Source organism: Microcoleus sp. BROC3 (assembly GCF_036702515.1).
Classification (GTDB): domain Bacteria; phylum Cyanobacteriota; class Cyanobacteriia; order Cyanobacteriales; family Microcoleaceae; genus Microcoleus.
Genome location: NZ_JAUBTQ010000011.1, coordinates 25,097 through 41,302, shown reverse-complemented (window position 1 = coordinate 41,302; position 16,206 = coordinate 25,097). Strand labels below are relative to the sequence as shown.

Annotated in this window: 9 protein-coding genes; 5 read left to right on the top strand and 4 right to left on the bottom strand. The window is 47.2% G+C overall.

What is annotated here, in order from left to right:
• Positions 1-63: 63 nt before the first annotated feature.
• A complete protein-coding gene (locus tag QUB30_RS09405; RefSeq protein ID WP_333332292.1) occupies positions 64-1,110 on the bottom strand; it encodes an inosamine-phosphate amidinotransferase 1 in 1,047 nt (348 codons plus the stop codon).
• A 196-nt stretch (positions 1,111-1,306) separates the two neighbouring features.
• A complete protein-coding gene (locus tag QUB30_RS09400) occupies positions 1,307-2,464 on the bottom strand; it encodes a KamA family radical SAM protein (RefSeq protein ID WP_333332289.1) in 1,158 nt (385 codons plus the stop codon).
• A 607-nt stretch (positions 2,465-3,071) separates the two neighbouring features.
• Between QUB30_RS09400 and QUB30_RS09395 the strand changes: the two genes are divergently transcribed.
• A complete protein-coding gene (locus tag QUB30_RS09395) occupies positions 3,072-4,712 on the top strand; it encodes a thioredoxin-like domain-containing protein (RefSeq protein WP_333332286.1) in 1,641 nt (546 codons plus the stop codon).
• An 897-nt stretch (positions 4,713-5,609) separates the two neighbouring features.
• Positions 5,610-7,124, top strand: coding sequence for a hypothetical protein (locus QUB30_RS09390; RefSeq protein WP_333332283.1), 1,515 nt, complete (start codon positions 5,610-5,612; stop codon positions 7,122-7,124).
• Between the two features lie 700 nt (positions 7,125-7,824).
• Here the strand turns inward: QUB30_RS09390 and QUB30_RS09385 are convergent.
• Complete coding sequence (locus QUB30_RS09385) at positions 7,825-8,625, bottom strand: circadian clock KaiB family protein (protein ID WP_333332280.1); 801 nt, start codon at positions 8,623-8,625, stop codon at positions 7,825-7,827.
• 68 nt (positions 8,626-8,693) lie between these two features.
• Positions 8,694-9,956 carry a type IV pilus twitching motility protein PilT gene (locus tag QUB30_RS09380; protein WP_333332277.1) on the bottom strand — a complete coding sequence of 421 codons (1,263 nt, stop codon included), beginning with the start codon at positions 9,954-9,956 and terminating at the stop codon, positions 8,694-8,696.
• Between the two features lie 306 nt (positions 9,957-10,262).
• On the opposite strand from QUB30_RS09380, the gene QUB30_RS09375 reads away from it, so the two are divergent.
• The 3 genes from QUB30_RS09375 (at position 10,263) to QUB30_RS09365 (ending at position 16,108) form a co-directional block, all read left to right on the top strand.
• Positions 10,263-11,660, top strand: coding sequence for an amidase (locus tag QUB30_RS09375; RefSeq protein ID WP_333332273.1), 1,398 nt, complete (start codon positions 10,263-10,265; stop codon positions 11,658-11,660).
• A 274-nt stretch (positions 11,661-11,934) separates the two neighbouring features.
• Positions 11,935-13,935 carry a cation:proton antiporter domain-containing protein gene (locus QUB30_RS09370; protein WP_333332270.1) on the top strand — a complete coding sequence of 667 codons (2,001 nt, stop codon included), beginning with the start codon at positions 11,935-11,937 and terminating at the stop codon, positions 13,933-13,935.
• Positions 13,936-14,449: 514 nt separating this feature from the next.
• Positions 14,450-16,108, top strand: a complete 1,659-nt coding sequence (locus QUB30_RS09365; RefSeq protein ID WP_333332267.1) for an alpha/beta hydrolase — start codon at positions 14,450-14,452, stop codon at positions 16,106-16,108.
• Positions 16,109-16,206 lie beyond the last annotated feature (98 nt).

Genomic DNA, 16,206 nt, shown 5'->3' with positions numbered 1-16,206 from the left:
GTCCAATTTTCTCTTTTTAAATTTTTCCAAGAATAGTGACGATCGTATAAGTTCTTGTGCTAGCTAAACATAATAGTCTTCCAGCAAACCTGTGCGTCGCACATCAAGCGTCACACAGTGAAACCCTCCTCCTAATGTCCTCGCGTGTCTTAGTTGCAACGGTATAACATCAACACCACGCTTCTCAAGTTCTCTGATTAGCGGAGTTTGAGCTTTATCAACAATTGCGAGATTCGGATTCACCATCAGGAGGTTCATCGCAATCCACTTCGTGGCAAGACAGGTACTTGTATAACAACCAATATCAACAATATCATCTAAATAGATGACATCCCATCCTTTGAATAACTCTGGTAGATTGCGTTGACTGACTCGTTCGGCGTTAACTACAACCAAACCAGGGTGAATAGGTACAATTGTGGTGTCTACATGAGTTCCAGAGTAAATATTATCATAAGTATGTATTCTATAATCTTCACCCAAAACAGTTTGAAGCCATAAGGCCCCGCATTGGTTCCCTGTGCCTGAGATCAGGTAGAAAATATCTCGCCCTAAACGCAATATATTCGCGGCATCAAATATCGGCTCATAGTCTTTGATTGCCAAAGCACTCGCATCGAGAACATTGTAAAGTTCATTACTTAGCCTCGGTTTGGGAGCGGAAATCCATTTAGCTCCACTTTGCAAATAATCTATGAGGATAGTTTTGTACGATCGCGCTTCAAAAAAACGGCAACGGAGTGCCATCGGAGCTTCAATAATCCAAGTCCCCACTGTCACCAAAAGGTCTCTTGGGCAATAGTTTGATTGACCATCTGATTCCCAATCAGGAGTAGCAAATTTGACAGCATGATCGGCGATGTCAGGTCGCTGGACGGTCACACCTAGATTTTGAAGTGTTTGTACAAGTTCCTCTAGGTCTTCTTCAGTTTCTGCAATTACTTGATGGTCATAGGGGCCAGAGGGAATGTCCTGAATGCTGGCATATTCTTCTAAGTATTCAACAGCAAATAGCCCTGGGTCGGGGCAGGCAATGCGTGCATTTGTTGCACGTCCCACAATAATTTCTTCGAGGGAGTCCCACTCGTTAAACACGCTGACTTTGCTCATCTTTTTATAGTAGCAGTGAATTTCTTTTTTAAACTTAGGTATTACTTAGGTAACGCCGCCAACAAGCGCGGTCAAATAACTGCGCTTGTTGGCGGCATTAAGTAGAGGGTGCGTAAGTCCTGTTTTTTAGAAAAATATTTCAATCTGGGAACATCCTTAATGAAGATTGAAGCAAGTTATTTAGTAATACTTATTGCTACACTGGATCTACATAAGTGTACGTCTTTCCTTCCCAATTACGCACAGTAGTTTTGCCGTTCTCGTAAGCAATTAGGGCGTCCGCTTGAATTGGCACTTTGCCACCACCACCAGGAGCATCAATTACATAGGTTGGTACGGCGTACCCAGTGGTATGACCGCGCAGTTTAGATATTAGATCGATACCTGTTTGGACGCTTGTCCGCAAATGGGCAGTACCGACAACTGGATCGCATTGGTAAAGATAGTAAGGTCGCACGCGCAGTTTGAGCAAACCGTGAAACAGATCCTTGAGTGCCTGTTCGGAGTCGTTAACACCTTTGAGTAGAACCGTCTGACTGCCTAAAGGAATGCCACCATCAGCCAGCAAATCGCAGGCTTGTGCTACTTCCGGGGTCAGTTCCCGCAGGTGACAGAAGTGTAAAGACAGCCACACCCGATGCTTGCGAAGCACGGCAACGAGTTCAGGTGTAATTCGCTGGGGTAAGAAACTCGGTACGCGGGAACCGATACGCACAAATTCAATGTGAGGAATGGCACGTAAGCGCCCGAGTAAGTTGTCTAAAGGCTCATCAGACATCAACAGGGGATCGCCACCAGAAATTAGCACATCTCGCACTTCGGTGTGTTCCTCTAGGTAGGCGATAATGGCATCTATCCGCCGCGTCACTGGGTACATTTCACCTTGGCTGACTAAACGCGATCGCGTGCAATAACGACAGTAGGCGGCGCAAGTGTCTAGGGCAAGCAGTAACACCCGATCGGGGTAGCGGTGTACCAGTCCCGGTACTGGGCTGTCGTCGTCCTCGCCGCACGGATCTGCCATGTCTGCGGCATCGACTGTCAGTTCTTCCTCCCTTGGCACCACCTGCAACCGCAGCGGGCAAAGCGGATCTTCCGGGTCAAGCAGCGACGCAAAGTGCGGTGTCACAGCTACAGCAAACTTTTCTGGGGCGATCGAAAGTCCTCGCTGTTCGGCGGAAGCGAGGTTTAGCAAACCTTGAAAGTGTTCCAGCTTGCACAACCGATGCCGCATTTGCCAGCGCCAGTCTTTCCAGCGATCGGGGTCGTAAGATTCACCTAAAATCTGGCAAATTGCCTCACGTCGGGATGATGTATCTATCAGACCTTTATCTAATAAAGCGTTTTCGAGCATTTTGTTCTTAGTTATAGAGTCCCCTTAAATCTCGGCCAACTAACACACCAATGGCGATTGTGTGGCAAAGACTGCCGATACTCTGATAGATGTACCTGGTGTTGACACTTACCTGAAGATGGGTGCAAAACACTGATTAGTATCCAGGTACTGTGACGTGGTTAATTACAATTGCGGAAACTTGGTCTGAGTTTGGGGTTTGCTGTTGAGACAGACGCGGGATAGTTTTCTCGCGGGGCGATCGCCCTGCTGACTCTTCAATTAAATCAGGTTTAGGAGCGATCGCCTTCGGGCAATAAAATATAGGGGAGTTGCGATCGGTCTCTCTGTAAATGGGATTTAAGTCTAATTTTGTATCAGTGTCAAGATGTGCAATGCCAAAATATCAAACTGTGCGGTTGCGATTAATAATGCGCTTTACTGATTGTACCGCATGCGGTTGAAAACCCCTGTATTTGGTTATCAAAATCCTTCCTTTCCTCATCTGGTGGCACAGGTCGGAGAGCTTGTGACCAAAAGCCCTAGTCCTCCCATTTTCCCCATGCCGCGAAACTTCCCGCTAAATTAAAGAAGTAAAAAATCATTCACGCCCTCCCAAGGAGATGCCATGCCTCGCGTCAGAGCACCAGAATTCCCAGCAAACTACCCCTGGCTGAACACCGAGAAACCTTTATCCATTGAATCTCTAAAAGGCCGGGTCGTCCTGCTCGACTTCTGGACATACTGCTGCATTAACTGCTTGCACGTCCTGCCCGACTTAAAATACCTCGAACAAAAATATAAAGATTCCCTCACGGTTATCGGCGTTCACTCGGCCAAATTTGAAAACGAAAAAGAAGTAGAAAACATCCGCCAAGCTATCCTCCGCTACGATATCGAACATCCCGTAATCGTAGACAGCGGCATGAAAGTTTGGCAAAGCTACGCGGTTCGCGCTTGGCCGACTTTAATGGTGATAGATCCTGAAAGTTATGTCGTCGGCTTTGTTTCCGGCGAAGGCAATAGAGAAGCACTTGACGAATTAGTTGGGAAGTTAATTGCTGAATACAAAGATAAAAATGCGCTCAACTTTAAAGAACTACGTTTTAGCTTAGAAAAACAGCGCAAACCTGTATCAACACCGCTGGCTTTTCCCGGTAAAGTGCTGGCATTTGCGATCGCTGCAACGGAGGCAAAACAGCTTCACCCACAGGTCGCGCTGTTGGGCGAAATGACTGAAGAAAATGAATTTGTAGATGAAACTGTATTGCCAGGACCTGCTAATTCAGTCATACAAAACTTAGTCGGTTCTTGCTTATTTATTGCCGATTCAGGACACAACAGGATTGTTGTCAGCACCATCGAAGGTGAGGTGCTGCACGTCATCGGTACCGGCAAAGCAGGTTTAACTGATGGGGACTTTGAAGAGGCAGAGTTTTTTGCACCTCAAGGTATGGCTTTTGATGCAGAAAGTCAAATTCTTTATGTTGCTGATACGGAAAATCATGCTCTCAGAAAGATTGATTTTACGACTCAACGGGTGGAAACTGTTGCTGGTACCGGCGAACAAAGTCACGAAATTGCACCGGGCAGCGGCAAGGGTTTAGAAACTAAATTGAACTCGCCTTGGGATTTAGAAAGAGTTGGAAATAGGCTTTTTATTGCCATGGCGGGTTCCCACCAAATTTGGGAAATGCAGTTAGACACTGGCACGATCGGCACTTATGCGGGTATTGGTCGAGAATCCTGTGTTGACGGGAATCTTGCAGAATCTGCTTTTTCTCAGCCCAGCGGCCTCGCTACGGATCGATCGGAGTTGTTTGTTGCTGACAGCGAAATTAGTTCGATTCGCGCTGTTGGTATTGATGAAGACCCGAAGGTGCGAACTGTTTGCGGTAGCGGTGAATTGTTTGGTTTTGGGGATAAAGATGGTCGCGCTGAGCAGGTAAGGTTGCAGCACTGTTTGGGTGTTGAATACGCTCAAAATTACCTCTGGGTTGCTGATACTTACAATCACAAAATTAAGCGGATCGACCACCGGGGCGGTACGTGCAGAACAATGATTGGAGATGGTACAGCGGGTTTGGTTGATGCTAAAGGTCTCAAGGCTCGATTTTTTGAACCTTCAGGGTTGAGCGCGATCGGGTCTCACTTGTTTGTTGCTGATACGAACAATCATGTAATTCGGCGAGTTGAGTTGGATACGCTGGAAGTCACAACTTTGGATTTCGCCAGTTTGTGCGCTCCGGATGTTTGTCTTCCTGATTAAGCCGATCGACCTTTTTCCCATTAGCCAGGGTTCTCAATTCTCCTGATTGCCAGATTGATTGCGGTAAGGTAGGGTGCTCTTAGGCGCACCTTACCGAAATTGTTCAGCAAAGTAAGTTAACCTAATTATTCGCGGCGAGTGCAGTCTCTCACCAGTCATTCAGTGCTGGATGCAGAACCTTTATATTTATGCGGAACTTCTCCCGCGCGATCGCTATCGTTCCGGTTCAAACCAATACGGGGTCAGACTTTCCCGGTTTTGGAAAATCTTTTACACGACTGCAATTCCTGGAAACCCTTATGTAGCGTGGTTTTTGCTTAATTCCACTATCTCGCAAGAGGTAGTAGGCAAAGATTAATAAAATCTTAAATACATGACTGCAGATGTCTAACGATCAAATCGCCCAAACCGGTATCTCAACAGAAATACAGCCAACGGAACGGCCGCCAAAGCGGGGAAGTTCCGTTTAATGAACGCTGAGTATTGTGACAAAGCTCACTTCATTTGGGATGACCGTCAGCACAGGGAACTAGAGATGTTTACCGCTTTGCCGCACACTTAGCAGGTTTGATGCTCTGTTTGGGGTTGAAATTTGTTCAAATCTCGTTAAACTGAAGCCCGAGCAACCATTACTTCAGATTCAAGACTCTTATTTCTATCTGAATATGTCATTTTTTATTCCGCTGTTGACACCCTCCACTGTCATAATAATAGTAGTCAATTATTTATTTTTTATTTTAATCAAGAAAACCTCTAGCAGTAAGCTTTTTCATCAAAATAGTTTTGGCTGTGTTAAGAAATAAAAAAATAAAAAATAAAAAATCGTAAAGCGTGATACAAGTAGAAGTTATAACATATAATATGTTTTCATTTTAATCTTAATTCGGAGGTCTTCCTATGGCGATCGAACTTTCAAGTTTAACGTTTAGCAACCGCGCTGATATTGTCCCCGCCTCTGGGATTGAGCAAATACTCAATACTGGCACCGCCAATACTCTCGCTGGCAACGACAAAATTACTGGTGACACTGGGAACAGTATTAGCAGCCTTGAGAACAAGCTCAGCGGCGTTTCCAATAGCGGTACGCTCAATACCGCTGGTGGTAATGACATAATTAGCGGCACTGGGAACAGTATCAGCAACACTGGGAACAGTCTCAGCGGCATCTACAACACCGGCACGCTCAATAGCGGTGATGGTAACGACATAATCAGGGGCATCCGTAACCAAGGAGAAGACAACTTCAACGATTTTGATTATGATTTTGGTTATGGCATTTACACCGCAGGTGGAGGCACCATTGATACCGGTGATGGTAACGACCTAATCACTGGCATTAGCCAGGCACGGACAGGCAGGGGAATTCAAGTTGACGACTACAGCGCCATAAAGACTGGCGATGGTAACGATACAATCACGGGTACGGGCAACGGGTATGGCATAGTTATCCGCTACGGTGGCATCCTTGATACTGGAAAGGGCAAGGACATAGTCACTGGCGTTGCTACCGATTATGGCGAGGGCATCCTCAACACTTCCACTCTCGATACTGGTGAGGGTAACGACATAATCACTGGCAGTAACACTGGCACTAACGCTACTGGAAGTGGTATCGGTATGGGCATCGTCAACACTTCCACCTTCAATACCGGTGAAGGTAACGACATAATCACGGGTAGTGGTTCTGTTGGCATAGACAACTCTTCCACTTTCAATACCGGTGAGGGTAACGACAAAATAACTGGCAGCGGAACTAGCTCCGGCATTGACAACCGCGGAGTTCTTGATACTGGCAGTGGCAGCGACACAATTACCGGTACTACTACCGATGGGGGCAGCGCCATCCGCACCAGTGGCAGGACGATCCTCGGTGATGGTAACGACACAATTACCGGCATTGGCACCGGAACTCTCAGCAATGGGATCAGAATGAGTAATACCTTTAATACTGGTAATGGTAACGACACCATCACTGGCATTGGCACCCAATATGGCCTCTGGAACTTCGTTGGTATCCTCGATACTGGTGACGGCAACGACATAATTACTGGTAGCGGCACTAAATTTGGCATCTACAACCAGGGCACCATTAATACTGGTAACGGTAACGATTCCATCATTGCTGATGGAGGCTTTGAGGTAAGCCCGTCCGATCAGAGTGGCCTCGTGCTTTTAGGAAATGATAAAGACTACCTCAAGGGTTTTGGTAGAGGTTATTACCAGGGTGGCAATGATGAAGATACACTGGAATTAACGTCAGGCAGTTATACCGTTGGAATATCGGGAACAGCGGTGAGCTTCACCAAGGGTAGCAGCATTATGAGAACTTCCGAGTTTGAAAAACTCATAGGTGGTAGCACAACGTATGACTTCACCAGTTTGACCGAGGGTCAGACAATTTTTGTTGCCTAGCAGTCTATTTGAGAAGTCTGGGACAGCTAGTAATATGAAAAAGTCACCGCTGTTACTAACTTCTGGGATGTCATTGGTTACAAAAAAGCTGAAACTCTTAGAAAGAACGAAACCCCTCAGCCATGAGATAGGATAAGGAAACCATACGGGCCATGATGGAATTGTCCTGAACTTGAAGGTGTGCAGTTTTGATAGGGATAACAAAATTGTCTCAAGGTTTAGTCTCAAGTGGTAAGTTCCACCTTCCCGACCAAAACCAGGGGGGTGGAATTATTTTTAGCTTTCAGTTTTTTGAATGAATGTTCGGATTTGAGTACCTAGGTACTCAAACTTTTTGCTAGACAATTACTAGACCAACTTCTAGCATCTAAACGGAACTTCCCCGCTTTGGCGACCGTTCCGTTGGCTGTATTTCTGTTGAGATACCGGTTTGGGCGATTTGATCGTTAGAAGTCTGCAGTCATGTAAAAGATTTTCCAAAACCGGGAAAGTCTCACTCTGTATTGGTTGGGACCGGAACGATAGTGATCGGGCGGGGGAAGTTGCGTTTATGGTGTACGGCAGAAGACACCTGACCGATATAAGTAGAGCGTAAAACCACTTTTTGCGTCCAAGACTCAATTGCTAGATGTTGTTAATTCCAGGGCTACTCAAAGCGCGATCGCCAGTATTAAATAATCGCAAAAATCTTCGCCCAAATCTAAAATTCTGAATAGCTCAGCAGCCGCATTATTTTTTCATCATCGTTCAATTCGCCGACAATTCGTCGCACGGGTTTTGGCCAGATTTTAATCAAAGTAGGAGTTGCTGAAATCTGATCTGCCTCAGCTTGTTCTGGATGTTTCAAAACATCAATTACTTTTAAAGTGTAGGGACGATCGAGGCATTTCTCTAAGAACTGGTGTAAAGTTTCGAGGGTGCGTTCGGTGCTGGGATTGCTGCCGGAAACAAAGAGGCGCAAAACGTACCCTTGAGTTTGTGGCGGTGGGGTGAGTGCTGTTTGTTTGGGAAGCGGAGTCTGCTGCGATTGCGGGAAGGACGAGGGAGATACGATCGAACCGATCGAGTCCGATCTATCTTGGGGACTGGCATACTGTACAATTAAGTCGTGATTTTCCCAAAGTTCGGGGAATTGTTCGTGATAAGTAGCGATCGCCATCGGTTCGCACATTTCTTCGCTGCGGGGATGCCAAACCAAGTCGCCCGTTCCAAAAATGGCGTTCAGCAGCATTTGATGTCGCAGCACCGGGGGGTATGCCTCGGCAGCAACCCGCAACTGCCGATCGCTCTGATCGACCCAGCAGTCAACGGTTGCCGTATAGCAAGGTATTAGAAAATGCGGCGGTTCCGACAAACCCAGTATCTCCTGTAGAGCTACGCACAACTGCAAGTGCCACTGAGTTTGCTTGCGGGAGTCTATACAATAGATTAAGTCTCCCCCTGGTGTAAACAGCGCAATGCCTTTGAAAATTTCTGGCAAAATCGGGCGATCGACTTTCAATGAAGTACACCAATAAAAGTTAAAAGTTAACTTTTAACTGTTAACTTTTAACTGTTAACACTCGACCTTTAGACTCGGCCTCGCAGCATTTGAGCCATTTCGTTCGGGAACGGCGAGTTCTCTACACAAAGGTCTTCCGTAATCCGACCTTCTTGATAAAGGCCGTAGAGCGACTTATTCATCGTCGTCATGCCTTCATAAGTATCTTTGATCATGATTTGATTGATTTCCTCATTCTGGCCTTTCAGAATGTATTCCTTAACCACGTCGGTATTGATCAAAACGTCGTGGAAAGCAGCCCGCTTCCCGTCTGTGGTTTTGCACAGCAGTTGAGCAATAATCGCCACTAGGGATTCGGAAATCGAAACCCGTATGGCTTCCTGTTCTTCGGGCCCGAACATATCCAGAATCCGGTTCAGGGTTTTAATCGCACTGTTGGTGTGCAGGGTTCCTGCAACTAAGTGACCTGTCTGAGAGGCTTTGAGGGCGATTTCCACCGTCTCTCTGTCCCGAATTTCTCCTACTAGCATCATGTCCGGGTCTTGCCGCAGAGCGCCTTTGAGAGCATTCATAAACTTGAGGGTGTGCCTGCCGACTTCCCGGTGCTTGATCAAGGATTTTTTGCTTTCGTGTACGAATTCTACCGGGTCTTCGATCGTGATGATATTGTAGGCTTTATTCTTATTGATGTAATCGATCATCGCAGCCAAGGTGGTAGACTTACCCGAACCTGTCGGGCCCGTCACCAAAATCAGCCCTTTGTGGTAGCCGCATATTTTCTTAAAGACCTCCGGCAGCTTCAATTCCTCCAGTGTCATTATTTTGGAAGGAATTAGCCGCAGCACCATTGCCGGCCCGGCTAAGGAGTCCATGCAACTGATCCGAATCCGCACGAACCCGAAGTCGAAAGCGCCGTCAAAGTCTAGGGTTTTTTGGAAAATTTCAATTTCTTCATCGCTCATGCACTCGCGCAACCAGCCAAAAAACGTATCTAAATCTGTTGGTGGATAGCCGATGTCGGCAATCTCGCCCCGGGTGCGGAAGCGGGGAACTTCGTTTACTCCGAGGTGAAGGTCGGATACTCCTTCATCTTTGGCTCGGAGGACTAGCTCTTTCAAAGTCGGAGCTCCGCCGCTGCTAAAGCTCGGGCCTTTAGGTGTGGCGAAGGATTGCGGCGGGGGTGCTGGTGCTGGTGCTGGTGCGGGCGGCGGTGCGGGCGGCATTCCTGCTGCTCTGGGGGGCATCCCTGGAGCTGGAGGGCGGGGTATTCCTGGCAGTGGGGGAGCTCCGGGTACGGGCGGGCGAGGAGCTGGCGGATGCTGCTGTGTCATATGCGCTACCTTAAGTTGGTGAGAAGGCTGACTCGAACAGATGATTTGTGGGAGTTGGACAATGCCGATCGCCCGAAGAGCGTCTCTTGCACAAAAGCTTAACTGTTCTCCTCAGTCTATCGCAAGATCAGGTTCTGCTGGTGCAATACAAAGGAAATATTCTGCCAATAGGAGGATGCGCTCACTTTCGATCTACAACCAAATAGGGATTTTCCACATTTTTGGATCAATTTTTTAACGGAAAGAGTTTTACGCACTCAAGTAGTATAAATTGATACTTTATCCAACAGTTAAGGACTTAAACCGATGAATTCTGTCGATCGGGCTTTTACTCCAGCTCTGGAGTTGGCGGAGTCGATCCGCACCCTGGAAGTGTCGCCTTTAGAAATTGTCAATCTGTACTTGGAACGGATTGAGCGATTAAACCCTGAGCTTGGCAGTTACTTTACAGTAACGGCCGATCGGGCGATCGCCCTAGCTAAATCTCAAACCGAACAACTAGCTAGGTTAAACAAGTCACAGGAATTGCCACCTTTTTTCGGAGTGCCGATCGCCATTAAAGACTTGACACCCGTTACCGGCGTTCCATGTACCTACGGCACTCAGGCTTTGCTGGGTAACATCTCTGCCTACGACGAGTCAGTAGTATGGCGGATCAAAGCAGCGGGATTTAACATTCTGGGCAAAACAGCCACCTCTCAAATTGGCTCATTACCTTACACCGAACCAGAAGGTTTCCCACCGGCGCGCAATCCCTGGAATTTAGACTATACGCCCGGAGGTTCCAGCGGCGGCTCAGCGGCGGCTGTAGCAGCGGGTTTGTGCGCGATCGCCCAAGGTTCAGACGGCGGCGGTTCGATTCGAGGCCCAGCTTCCTGCTGCGGTTTAGTGGGCATTAAACCCTCGCGGGGGCGAGTTTCCTGGGCACCTGTCGGAGATTACCTCAGCGGCATCTCGGCCAACGGCCCCCTGGCGCGCACAGTAGCTGACGCCGCCGCACTTTTGGATGTAATGTCAGGCTACACAACAGGCGATCCGTACTGGCTACCAGATTCAAATCCGACGTTTTTAGAGGCTTCCCGTCAACAGCAGGGTAAGCTGCGAATTGCGTTTTCTACGACTATTTCCCCTGTGGGCGAGGCTGCGCCTATCTGTCAGCAAGCGGTACTCGAAACCGTCAAGTTACTGACAGATTTGGGTCATGATGTCGAACCTGGATGCCCAGATTTTACGGGTTTAATCGAACCCTTTATCGCAATTTGGCAGTCAGGGGCGGCTGCAAGCGGCATTCCAGGCCCTGCTTTGGAACCCATGAATCGCTGGCTGTTAGAAAGAACTATTTCCGCTGGGGAATATTTGCGGGCGGTGAATCAAATGCAGGTGATTTCACGGCGGATTGTGGGATTCTTTGAAAAATTTGATGTGTTAGTTTTGCCGACTTATATGCACTCCCCCATCCGGGTTGGGGAGTGGGCGGATTTGAGTTTTGAAGAAACTTTGCAGCGGATCATTAATTGGATTGCTCCTTGTCCGCCATTTAATGCTAGCGGTTTGCCTGCGATCGCACTTCCTGCCATTTTAGATGACAACGGTTTGCCGGTGGGAATTCAAATTATCGGGCGGCCGGCGGCGGAAGCAACTTTAATTGCTTTAGCGGCGCAGATGGAAGCGGCGAAACCTTTCCCGGTTTTAGATTTTAAATAGACAAGAGCAAGGGATAAAAGCACGTTTCCCTTTTTTCTGGGTATTATTCAAAATTAGGACTTGTACGCGGGGAACTAGAAACCCGGTTTTTTCCATAAAATTTTCGTCATCAAACCCATGTTTTACGAAGAAACCGGGTTTCTCCCGCCCAGTCCTACTTATTAAGAATTACGCTGTAAAACTTTAACAATACCTCTTTAGATTGATATACATTTTGATTCTTTTATTTTAAATATTGTAGCAGTTCGCTGCCAATATTTAGGGAAAATTTTTTATGTTTACTTCCGGGCCGATTACCGCTCCCGTTCCCGTTTTTCTGCTTCTTTTAGCAATCATGCTACTCGCGCCGCTGTTATTTGAGCGCTTGCGACTGCCGGGAATAGTCGGTTTAATTATTGCTGGCGTAATTGTCGGGCCCAACGGTCTCAATTTGCTGCAACGGGACCCTACTATTGTTTTGTTAGGTACTGTAGGATTGCTGTTTTTGATGTTCCTAGCGGGGCTGGAAACTAGCCTAGATGACCTCAAACTCAATGCAGACAAAGCTGTCATATTTGGGTTGGCTACTTTTTCGTTGCCGATGATATTGGGGACAGGAGCAATGCTGCTGTTGGGATATAGCTGGCTAGCTTCAATTTTAGTCGCTTCTTGTTTTGCTACGCACACGCTGTTAGCGCTGCCAATTCTCACCAAATTGGGATTGATGCGAACTCAGACTATTACTACGACTTTGGGGGGGACTTTAATTACGAATGTGTTGGGACTGTTGGTGCTGGCAATTGTTGTTAAAGCTTTCAAAGGAAATCTAACTCTCGAATTTTGGCTGTTTCTCATTCCATCTCTTGCTATCTACACTTTTGCTACTTTATGGGGAGTCCCCAAAATCGGTCGCTGGTTTTTCAAGAAATTCGGACACGACGAAAATGCCGAGTTTATATTTGTATTGGCTACCCTATTTCTAGTTTCTTACGCAGCCGAACTAATTGAAATTGAGGCAATTATTGGTGCATTTTTATCGGGAATTGCCATCACTCAAATTATTCCCAAAATGAGTCCGCTGATGAATCGGATTGAGTTTATTGGCAACACCCTGTTTGTGCCGTTTTTTCTAATTTCTGTGGGGATGTTAATTGACCCGCTAATTTTGGTGAAGCAGCCGCAGTCTTTGTTGGTGGCGGCGGTGATGATTTTAGCAGAGGTGGTGAGCAAGTTTTTGGCAGCTTGGCTACCGGGGAAATTATTTGGTTTTGAGTTTCCGAACATTATGGTAATGTTCGGTCTGTCTGTTGCTCAAGCTGCTTCTACTTTGGCGGCGATTACGGTTGCTTTTGACATTAAATTGGTCGATCGCGTAACGGTGAACGGCATCATTGCCATGATTTTAGTAACTTGTGTCGCTTCTCCTTGGATTGTATCTCGGTGGGGTCAAGAAATGCAGCAGCCGGGGTTGAGTTTGCCGACTGCTAGTTCGGGAAAGCATTCATGGGGAGAGCGAGTGTTAGTGCCTGTTGCTAATCCGAATACAGAAGATAATTTGCTGCGTTTGGCTTTGATTTTAGCAAAAACATCTCAGGGAACTTTGCTGCCGCTGCATATTTTGTCCGATCGCGGGGAAGCAATTTCGCCCGCAGAGAAAATGCAGCAAACTCAACTTTTGACGGCTGCGGAAACTGTGGCCCATGCTGCTGCTTGTGCGGTTGAACCGATCGCGAGGATAGATGATGCGATCGATCGCGGAATCCTGCGGAGTGCAACCGAACGCGAGGCTAGTTTAATCGTTTGCGGTTGGAAGGGATTTTCCACGACTCGCGACAATTTTTTCGGCAGCATCATTGACAATGTGGTAAGGCGATCGCCCGTACCCGTACTGATTGCTCGATTTCCCGATCCTCTCCAGAATACAGCCAGAGTTATTTTGGCGGTAACTGACAGCGAGTTGACGCGGTTTGGATTTCAGGAAACCGTGGATATTGCTAAGAGTTTGGCCGAGGAACTTAAGGCGAGTTTGCAAGTGTTGTTGGTGGCGACAAAACGGGAACAAAGCAACAAAAGTGCGGCGGAGGTGGAAATTCTTTCTGAGATACCAGTAAATCGGGTGCGGGGAAATTTTATCAAGTTAGTTTCGCAGAATTTGTTAGAACACGATTTGCTGATTTTAACCACAATTTCTCACCAGAATTTGTGGGAAAAACCGGGAACTCTCAAAGAACCGGAAGCGATCGCCCGGACTCACCAAAATATTTCGATGCTTGTTGTTTATTTTCCTGTATCTTGAGGAATATTGTAACCGCAGATTACGTTATGAATCTGCATTCATCTGGGGTTAATATTTTATGACTAAAGCCAACTTGCAAATTAAACAAAAATATGTAGTTGCGCTCGACTCGCTCTTTCCTAACTAAGAGCGGACAAGCGCAACTACATACCTAAAATTTAAGCTTTATTTGTGACAATTGTGTAAGTCCTATATTTAATCCTAATCCAACGGAATTGCTAGCAAAATTTCCGCACCTTGGCGCGGTTCGAGAATACACTCGATAGCTCTTTTGACTCGCGAAGTTGGTATTTTTTGGGCTGCCGATTAAAAAATCCTTCAACTCATCATCATTAGCACCCGCACAAGAAGTGCACTTAGGTACGGAATGTGCGATCGGCCAGTAAATATGCGTAGAGGCTTTGCCGATCGCACTCCGATGGAGGCAATTTCTCGGCATCTAGGACAATATCTCGGTATCTGGGAGAATTTTGAGAATATGGTGATCTACCCCCTCTAGTTCAATAAGGTAAAAATGAGCATCAGACCAAATTTCAGATGGTTTTCTTCAGTGGCGAGTGTTTTGGGTTCGATTTCGATCGGCCCTTTGAGCGGCGCGACATCCTCTGTAAAAGCAGCAGAAACGGTTGTTGTCCGCAAAGGTATTTTAGAATCGTCAATATCGGTTGCGGATTTGCGCGAACTCGCAGAAACAGGAAAAGTCCCTGCCAAACTGCAAGCTTATGCCAATCTCCTGTCTGAGGAACAGCGGAGTAAGATTTTTCGGGCGCTGCAAGCGAAAATTCCCCTCAATGTAGTCGGCCTGAGCAACTTGCTAAATACGGGCATCGGCACTGCCATCCTGACGGATTTGACTACAGTGATACCCAGGCGCGACGGTGGGGGTGTGGAAGCGCTGCGATCGGCTCTGCTGCAGGGAGCAAACGCGCCGGAAGGCTTATCGGTATTGAGTTTCATTGAGTCTTATCCGAGCTCGCGGGTCGTGGTGGATCTCGATCGAGCTTTCGCAGTTTTGGGAAATATGAACGCAAGTTTTTGGCAAACTCAGCGCTTTATGGCGGCGATCGCACCTCAGTTAGCAGCGGTTAAACCCGCGTTTAAGCTGCCTTTCGATCCCACCCAGCCCGGCCCTAATATCGTGCAGGTACGGGCGCTAGATTTGAACGATAGTACCCGCAATCGACCTATTCCGGTGGATGTGTACTGGTCGAGAGCTGCGACGGCCGACAAACCGACGATCGTCTTTTCTCACGGGTTGGGTTCCGTCCGCACGGATTTGCGCTACTTAGCCGAGCATTTGGCCTCTCACGGCTATGTGGTAGCAGCTTTAGAACATCCGGGCAGCAACGAGACGAATACCAATGCTGCGATGGCGGGGAAGTGTCCCTTGCTAGCTCCTCAAGAGTTTTTAGACCGTCCCAAAGACATCAGTTTTGTACTCGACGAACTGACAAAATTGAACCAAACTGATGATAATTTGCAGGGGAAAATCGCGATCGACCCATCGGTAATAATTGGCTATTCTTTCGGCGGCGCCACAGCCTTGTCCGTGGCCGGTGCCGAACTGCAATTGAGCGGACTCAAACAGCGGTGTCAGGGAGATTTGATTGGGTTCAGCTTGGGCGAAGGCATTCAGTGCGCGGCGGCCGGATTGCCCGAAGAACGGTATCAATTGCGGGATGCGAGGATTAAAAGGGCGATCGCCATGAATCCGATCGCATCATTACTATTTGGAGAAACTGGTTTAAGTGCAATTCAAATTCCCACCTTAATAGTAGCATCTTCTGCAGACAAAACAACTCCCGCCTTAGCCGAACAAATTGCCTGCTTTCCGAAAATTCCCTCTCCTAAATGGCTAGTCGGTTTTGTAGGAGGAACCCACTTAAGCGTCAAAGATCCGAGTACAACTTTAGACCAAGTTCGCAGGCCGAACACAGTAATTAGCGGCGATGAAGTTGTGGGCGACCAAGCTGTTAGCATACGCACTTATATTAAAGCTGTAAGTTTAGCCACGGCCGCTCAACTAACTGCCGAAGCTGACAAATATGCAGTCTTTCTAACACCAGAATACGCGCAATTTGCTTCCACATCGGCAATCCCGGTGCGGCTGGTAACAGAAATATCCCCTGAAATTAATGCGGTAGTGCAAACTTTTGTTCAAGGGAATAAGTAGTGATTACTTATTAGTAGTTAAGTAGGTAAGCGCCCAAAAACCATAGTATTTTGTTGAGTTCTCGACCCAGAACATAATTATGTAGGGTTCGCAGTCCT

Coding starts and splice junctions, on each gene's coding strand:
- QUB30_RS09375 (WP_333332273.1), top strand. CDS start 10,263: ATGAATTCTGTCGATCGGGCTTTTACTCCAGCTCTGGAGTTGGCGGAG.
- QUB30_RS09365 (WP_333332267.1), top strand. CDS start 14,450: ATGAGCATCAGACCAAATTTCAGATGGTTTTCTTCAGTGGCGAGTGTT.
- QUB30_RS09390 (WP_333332283.1), top strand. CDS start 5,610: ATGGCGATCGAACTTTCAAGTTTAACGTTTAGCAACCGCGCTGATATT.
- QUB30_RS09370 (WP_333332270.1), top strand. CDS start 11,935: ATGTTTACTTCCGGGCCGATTACCGCTCCCGTTCCCGTTTTTCTGCTT.
- QUB30_RS09400 (WP_333332289.1), bottom strand. CDS start 2,464: ATGCTCGAAAACGCTTTATTAGATAAAGGTCTGATAGATACATCATCC.
- QUB30_RS09380 (WP_333332277.1), bottom strand. CDS start 9,956: ATGACACAGCAGCATCCGCCAGCTCCTCGCCCGCCCGTACCCGGAGCT.
- QUB30_RS09395 (WP_333332286.1), top strand. CDS start 3,072: ATGCCTCGCGTCAGAGCACCAGAATTCCCAGCAAACTACCCCTGGCTG.
- QUB30_RS09405 (WP_333332292.1), bottom strand. CDS start 1,110: ATGAGCAAAGTCAGCGTGTTTAACGAGTGGGACTCCCTCGAAGAAATT.